The following is a 5,076-nucleotide window of genomic DNA, read 5'->3' as shown; positions in this document are numbered from 1 at the left end:
CTGCTGCAGCGGACCACGCGGCAGGTGAGATTGACCGATGTCGGCACGCGCTATCTGGAACGCGCAAGGCGCATCCTCGCCGATGTCGAGGAGGCCGATGGCTCTGCGCGGGAGGAGCGCAACCGGCCGAGCGGACGGCTCGTGGTATCGGCGCCGGTCGGCTTCGGCCGTCTGCATGTCGGGCCGGTCATGACCGCCTATCTCAAGCGCTATCCCGAGGTCGCCTGCGAATTGCGGCTCTCCGACCATCTCGTCAACCTCGTGGAGGACGCCGTCGACGCCGCGGTGCGGATCGGCCATCTCGCCGATTCCTCGCTGGTGGCGCGCCAGGTCGGCCAGATGAGGCGGATCGTTGTGGCCTCGCCCGACTATCTCAAGCGCCACGGCGAACCCAAGACGCCGGAAGCCCTTCCCGCACATCAGACTATCCAGTTCGGCCCCTGGTCCGAATGGCGCTTCCTGCGCGACGGCCGCGACATCGAGGTGACGCCGTCTCCCCGTTTCATCAGCAACAGCGCCGACGCGGCGCTGCAATATGCCGAGGCCGGCGGCGGCGTGACGCGCGTGCTGGCCTATCAGGCCGCCGACGGCCTGAAGCGCGGACGGCTCAAAATCGTGCTCGCGGCATACGAACAGCCGGTGCTTCCGATCCACATCGTCTATCCGACCTCGCGCCTGCTCTCGGCCAAGGTGCGCGCGTTCGTCGATCTCGTGGTGGAGACGGCGCAGTGGCGGTTTGGGTAGCACTCGTGCCCCGGACGCATCGCAGCACGCAGTGATGCGATGCAGAGCCGGGGCCCAGAAGGCGGCAGGGCTCCATGTCGAGACATGGGTCCCGGCTCTGCGCAGCAGCGTTACACGCTGCAGCGCGTCCGGGACACGGAGAGAGTGGAGCTACCCCTTCTTCGGCACCACCCGGAACGTGCCGCTGGCCCGCGCGATCACGGCGTCGTCGGCCCTCACCAGGCACTGCGCGAAACAGATCGTATTGCCGGTCTTGATCGCCTCGCCCTCGACCGCGAGCCATTGGCCGATCTCGGCCGCGCCGACATAGTCGACCGACAGCGAGATCGTGACGAACGAGGTGGTCCAGCCCGTGGCCTGGGCGCAGCTATAGCCCATGGCGGCATCGGCCAGCGCCGCAATCAGCCCGCCATGGATGAGCCCGCGCGCGTTGGTGTGCGGCGTCGCCAGCCGCAATCCCACGGTGACGCCCTTGTCGGTCTTCTTCGAATAGAGCGGCTCCCAGGGATCGGTGAGCGGGGCTTTGCGGAAATGCGACTCGAAGCCGGCGGGGATGTCGGGGGTGATCATGGCTGTCTCGCGTTGCAGGGGTGCCGGCATTGAACGCGAACGAAGTGATGAATGCATCACCTACAAAGCTTTAAACGGGATTTGTGCGGGCGTTTGAAACGTGCGGCGCCACAACAACGGTCCCCTAGGGTGGGCAAAGGCGCAAAGCGCCGTGCCCACGATCTCTCGATGATCGAGAGAGCTGGTGGGCACGCTGCGCTTTGCCCACCCTACGGCACCAACGTCGCCACCCTCAAAACGGCAGCCCCACGTAATTCTCCGACAGCGATGTCATCGCGGCCTGCGACTGCGTGACGTAGTCGAGCTCGGCGAGCTGGATGCGGGCGCCGATCGTGCCGGTGTCGGGGAATTTGTGCAGCATCGAGGTCATCCACCAGGAGAAACGCACGGCCTTCCAGACCCGCGCCAGCGCCGTGACGGAATAGGCGTCGATCGCGGCGCTCGATTTCTCGTCGTAGAACTCGCGCAAGGCGCTCGACAGATAATGCGCGTCGCTGGCCGCAAGGTTCAGCCCCTTGGCGCCGGTCGGCGGCACGATGTGGGCGGCATCGCCGCACAAGAACATCCGGCCGAAGCGTATCGGCTCGGCGACGAAGCTGCGCAGGGGCGCGATGCTCTTCTCGATCGATGGGCCCGTGACGAGACTGTCGGCCGCCTCCTGGTCGAGCCGGCGCTTCAGTTCGTCCCAGAAGCGGTCGTCGGGCCATTGGTCGACATGGTCATCGAGCGCGCACTGCACATAGTAGCGGCTGCGTCTGGTCGAGCGCATGGTGCAAAGCGCAAAGCCGCGCGCATGGTTGGAATAGATCAGCTCATGGCTGACCGGCGGCGTATCGGACAAAATGCCGAGCCAGCCGAACGGATAGATCCGCTCGAACTCCTCGATCGCCGTGGCCGGAACGCTGGCGCGGCTGACGCCGTGAAAACCGTCGCAGCCGGCAATGAAGTCGCAATCGATCGTATGGGTAACGCCGTCCTTGACGTAGGTTACGCGCGGGTGACTGCCGTCGAAATCATGCGGCTGCACGTCGCTGGCCTCGTAGACCGAGACGAGACCGGCGGCCTTGCGCGCGTTCATCAGGTCGAGCGTGACCTCGGTCTGGCCGTAAATCATCACCGTCTTGCCTGTCGCGGCCTTCATGTCGATGCGGTGTCGGCGGCCGGAAAAGGCGAGCTCGATGCCCTCGTGCAGCAGGCCTTCGGCATGCGCCCGCGCGCCGGCACCGACCTGGTCGAGCAGCGCGACGGTTCCCTCCTCCAGCAGGCCGGCGCGAATGCGGCCGAGCACATAGTCCGGGCTCTGCCGCTCCAGAATGATATTGTCGATGCCGTAAGCGTGCAGCAGTTGCCCAAGCAACAATCCGGCCGGTCCGGCCCCGATGATTGCGACTTTTGTCCGCAATACTTGCTCCTTCCGATCCTGTAGGCTTCCGCACGGCCCGCTTGTCGCGCCAGCCCGCAGACGATAATTATATCATATAACGTTTGGACAAAAGGGGAGCGGTCGTCGCCCGCAGCGACAAATCCATGCAACATCGCTGACGTAGACGGCGCGACAAGGCGCGCGCCAGTTCCGGCTTGAACGCGCCGGCCAATTAGATAACATGTTAATTAACGAGACCGGGCCATCGAAGCCCGCCGTCGAAAAGGGAGAGACGCGTGATGAGAAAAGCCTGCCTGGCATTGCTGCTGGCCGCGAGCGTGACGCCTGCCTTGGCGCAGGACAAGACCTTCGATTTGAAGATCTCGCACTGGGTGCCGGCCTCGCATCCCCTGCAGAAGTCGCTGGAAGACTGGGCTGCGGCGGTCGAGAAGGACTCCGGCGGCACCATCAAGGGCAAGGTGTTTCCAGCCCAGCAGCTCGGCAAGGCGTTCGACCATTACGACATGGCACGCGACGGCATCGCCGACGTCACCTACGTCAATCCCGGCTACCAGCCCGGCCGTTTCCCGATCGTCGGCGCCGGCGAGCTGCCGTTCCTGATCTCCGACGCCAAGGGCGGCTCGATGGGGCTGGACGCCTGGTATCGCAAATATGCCGAGAAGGAGATGAAGGACGTCAAATACTGCCTCGCCTTCGTCCACTCGCCCTCCTCCTTCCATTCCAAAACCAAGAAGATCGTCAGCCCTGAGGACGTGAAGGGCATGAAGATCCGCCCTGCGCACGCCACCATGGCGAATTTCGTCACCTCGCTCGGCGGCACCAACGTGCAGTCTTCGGCGCCGGAAGTGCGCGACATCATCGAGCGCGGCGTCGCCGACGGCGTCACCTTCCCCTGGGGCTCCCTGGTGCTGTTCGGCATCGACAAGGTGACCAAGTACGACATGGAGGCGCCGCTCTACACCACGACATTCGTGTTCGTGATCAACAAGGACAAGTACAATGCGATGTCCGACAAGCAGAAGGCCGCGATCGACAAGAATTGCTCGGTCGAAATGGCGGGCGCGGTCGGCGAGCACTGGGGCAAGTTCGAGGATGCCGGCATCGACAAGGTGAAGGCGGAATCCGGCCACGAGGTCTACAAGCTGACACCCGAACAGACCGCCGCATGGAAGAAGGCCGCCGAGCCGCTGGTGAAGACCTGGAGTGAGGGCGCCAAGAAGGCCGGCGCCGATCCCGACGCGGCGCTCGCGGATCTCAAGGCGTCGCTGAAGAAGTACAACGCGCTGGCGGAGTAGCCCAGCAGCGGCCGCGTACTCGCTGCACCTCTCCCGCTTGCGGGAGAGGTCGGCGCGCCCGGTCGATGCGAAGCATCGTCCCGCGCGCCGGGTGAGGGCTCTCTCCTCTTCGGGGTCCTCGGTTGCGGAAATACCCTCTCCCCAACCCTCCCCCGCAAGCGGGAGAGGGAGCGCAGCTTTCATCGCGGACACACCTCGCACTCGCCTGAAGGACTCTTTCCCATGAAGCGCTCCTGGATGGATCGCGTGATCGACACGATCGAATGGATCGCAGCCGGATTCGTCGGCATCGTCGCGCTCGACATCTTCCTGTCGGTGCTGCTGCGCAACACGCTGAACTACTCGATCCCCGACAGCTTCGACATCGGCCGCATGCTGCTCGGCATTCTCATCTTCTGGGGCATCGCGGCGACCTCCTATCGCGGCACCCACATCACGGTCGATCTGGTCTGGGGCAATGTCGGGCCGCGCCATCAACGCTGGATCGACGTGTTCGCAACCCTGGTTCTGCTGTTCGTCGTGACCGTGCAGACCTGGACGCTGTTCGACAAGGTGCGCGGCACCTACAATGACAACGTCCAGACCTTCGACATGCACATGCCGACCTGGCCGTTCTTCGCGGCCGCCTGGATCGGCGACGTCTGCGCCGTGCTGCTGATCGCGATCCGCACCTACCGGCTGATCTTCCATCCCGAAGAGATGCATGACCCCAAATTGAAGGCGACGGAGTAATCATGAGCACCGATGCCGTCGCCGTAATCGGCTTCGTTTCCCTGTTCGTCCTGATGCTGCTGCGCGTGCCCGTCGGCATGGCCATGGGCCTCGTCGGCGTCTCCGGCTTCGCCTACCTCGTCAACGGGAATGCGGCGCTGAAGCTGGTCGGCCAGACCTCGATGCGCACAGTCACCGACTACACCTTCGGCGTCATCCCGATGTTCCTGCTGATGGGCTCCTTCGTCTCCAATTCCGGCATGAGCCGCGAGCTGTTCCGCGCGGCCAACGGCTTCGTCGGCCATTTGCGCGGCGGGCTCGGCATCGCGACCGTCGGCGCCTGCGGCGGCTTTGCAGCGATCTGCGGTTCCT

6 protein-coding genes are annotated in these 5,076 nt (G+C 64.6%); 4 read left to right on the top strand and 2 right to left on the bottom strand.

From position 1 onward, the window contains the following. A partial coding sequence (locus tag MOV74_RS30925) for a LysR substrate-binding domain-containing protein (RefSeq protein ID WP_246930649.1) occupies positions 1 to 744 on the top strand: 744 nt, incomplete at its 5' end. Between the two features lie 150 nt (positions 745 to 894). On the opposite strand, the gene MOV74_RS30920 is transcribed toward MOV74_RS30925, so the two are convergent. Both MOV74_RS30920 and pobA read right to left on the bottom strand, forming a co-directional pair. Then, complete coding sequence (locus tag MOV74_RS30920; protein ID WP_246930647.1) at positions 895 to 1,314, bottom strand: PaaI family thioesterase; 420 nt, start codon at positions 1,312 to 1,314, stop codon at positions 895 to 897. A gap of 232 nt (positions 1,315 to 1,546) precedes the next feature. After that, complete coding sequence (pobA, locus tag MOV74_RS30915) at positions 1,547 to 2,716, bottom strand: 4-hydroxybenzoate 3-monooxygenase (RefSeq protein WP_246930645.1); 1,170 nt, start codon at positions 2,714 to 2,716, stop codon at positions 1,547 to 1,549. 260 nt (positions 2,717 to 2,976) lie between these two features. On the opposite strand from pobA, the gene MOV74_RS30910 reads away from it, so the two are divergent. The 3 genes from MOV74_RS30910 to MOV74_RS30900 all read left to right on the top strand — a co-directional run. Then, positions 2,977 to 3,993 carry a TRAP transporter substrate-binding protein gene (locus tag MOV74_RS30910; protein WP_246930643.1) on the top strand — a complete coding sequence of 339 codons (1,017 nt, stop codon included), beginning with the start codon at positions 2,977 to 2,979 and terminating at the stop codon, positions 3,991 to 3,993. Positions 3,994 to 4,215: 222 nt separating this feature from the next. Then, complete coding sequence (locus tag MOV74_RS30905) at positions 4,216 to 4,725, top strand: TRAP transporter small permease (RefSeq protein ID WP_246930641.1); 510 nt, start codon at positions 4,216 to 4,218, stop codon at positions 4,723 to 4,725. A 2-nt stretch (positions 4,726 to 4,727) separates the two neighbouring features. Further along, the coding region (locus MOV74_RS30900) for a TRAP transporter large permease subunit (RefSeq protein ID WP_246930639.1) at positions 4,728 to 5,076 on the top strand (349 nt) is incomplete at its 3' end.

The sequence above is a fragment of the Bradyrhizobium sp. SHOUNA76 genome (assembly GCF_023006445.1).
GTDB lineage: Bacteria > Pseudomonadota > Alphaproteobacteria > Rhizobiales > Xanthobacteraceae > Bradyrhizobium.
This window is presented reverse-complemented; position numbering and strand designations above follow the sequence as displayed.